The following is a 1,904-nucleotide window of genomic DNA, read 5'->3' as shown; positions in this document are numbered from 1 at the left end:
TTACAGTCAGTATGCTTTTGTAAAAGCATATATGAATGAGAAAACCGACAACTGGATCAAAGCTCATGTCCAGATGTTTGATTTCTTTGGAGGTGTCACACCTATGCTCGTTTCTGATAACTGTACAACCGCAGTGAATCATAAAAAGAGTGACTGGTACAACACTGCCTTAAACACAACTTATCATGAGATGGCAGAACATTACAATCTCGCCATCCTTCCGGCCAGAGTCCGGAAACCCAAGGATAAACCGAATGTAGAGGGATCAGTAGGAAAGATATCCACATGGATAACAGCAGCCCTTCGCAATGAGCAGTTTTTCTCTCTTGCAGAATTAAATGCTTCAATCCGTGAAAAACTGGATGCCTACAACGCCCGTAAATTTCAGAAAAAGGAATGTAGCAGACTCAGTTTATTTCTTGGGGAAGAAATGCCATTGCTGGCTCCGTTGCCTGCTACACCTTTTGAACTGGCTGAGTGGAAACAAGCCACCGTCCAGTTTAACTATCACATCGCAGTAGACAGAATGTTCTACTCCGTGCCTTATCAGTATATCAAAAATAAGGTTGATGTGCGTATAACAGATACAACGGTTGAAATATTTTATAATCACAATCGTATTGCCTCTCACAGACGACTCTATGGACGAAGCGGTCAGTATTCTACAGTGACAGAACATATGCCGCAGGAACACCAGAAATATCTGGAATGGAACGGTGACCGGTTCCGTAAGTGGGCTGATTCGATTGGAATTAACACAAGTAAGGTTGTCGATGCAATACTTACCTCCGGCAGGATTGAACAGCAATCCTACAGAAGCTGCATGGGATTACTGAAACTGGCAGAAAAATATTCGCCAGAAAAACTGGAACAGATCTGTGCTAAGGCGCTCTCTTATTCCGGTAAACCCAGCTATAAAAGTATCAAAAATCTATTGGCTGCAACAAAGGATGCACCTGATACCGAATCAGAATCATCTCAAGCAGTAAAACCACATGGCATAACCAGAGGAGCCAGATACTATGGAGGTAAAAAATCATGACAAATCAAAGTACAATCGATAAACTTATTGAAATGCGTCTGACTGCTATGGCAGATGCATTCCGCATCCAGATGGATGATCCTGCAATGAAGGAAGTTCCATTCGAAGATCGGTTCGGCATGCTTGTTGATGTCGAATACAGCAACCGCAAAAACAATCGTCTGAAAAGGCTGATCCGCCAGGCTGAGTTTGAACAGCCAGATGCCAGCATCGCAGCGATTGATTACCATTCTGGACGAAAGCTGAACAAAGCACTGATCAACCGTCTGGCAACCTGTGAATACATTACAGAATACCGGAACATCTTTATTACTGGAGCAACCGGAAGTGGTAAAACTTATATGGCCTGTGCCTTTGGCATGGAAGCATGCAAGCACTATTACTCAGTACGGTATGTACGGCTTCCTGATCTATTATTGGACTTACAGGCTGCCAGGGAAAATGGAACTTTTTCGACTGTCCTGAAGAAATACACCAAGCCAATAGTACTGATCATTGATGAGTGGCTGCTTCTTAAACTGACAGAAGCTGAAGCCAGGAATCTTTTTGAACTGATACATAAAAGACGCAAAAAATCTTCAACGATCTTTTGTTCTCAGTTCCGTGAAAGTGAATGGTACCAGCAAATCTGTGATGGTGAAAGTACTCTTGCCGATGCCATCATGGATCGTATTTCGTATGATTCCTATAAAATCGATATTGAAAGTGTTGACCCATCTAAAGACCTCTCTATGAGAGAAGTATATGGACTGGATCCAGCAATGGCAAAGTAACTTAATAAACAAAATGGGGTGGCTCCGTTAGTCCGGACAGGTGGCTCTCGCCACACCGGACTGGCGGCTCTGCCGCACCGTAATATTCA

2 protein-coding genes are annotated in these 1,904 nt (G+C 43.2%); both read left to right on the top strand.

Annotated features, from left to right (window positions below; translation table 11 throughout):
• On the top strand, positions 1–1,042 hold a 1,042-nt coding region (locus GPK60_RS01000), incomplete at its 5' end, for a DDE-type integrase/transposase/recombinase (RefSeq protein WP_215658692.1).
• Positions 1,039–1,815 (top strand): IS21-like element helper ATPase IstB, encoded by a 777-nt coding sequence (gene istB / locus GPK60_RS00995; RefSeq protein ID WP_215658691.1) that lies wholly within the window; start codon positions 1,039–1,041, stop codon positions 1,813–1,815. The genes GPK60_RS01000 and istB, both read left to right, overlap by 4 nt.
• The last annotated feature ends 89 nt before the right edge of the window (positions 1,816–1,904 follow it).

The sequence above is a fragment of the Ruminococcus sp. MCC718 genome (assembly GCF_018783905.1).
Classification (GTDB): Bacteria; Bacillota; Clostridia; order Lachnospirales; family Lachnospiraceae; genus Hominisplanchenecus; species Hominisplanchenecus faecis.
The sequence above is the reverse complement of the archived record's forward strand: the minus strand, read 5'-3'. Positions and strand labels throughout refer to the sequence as shown.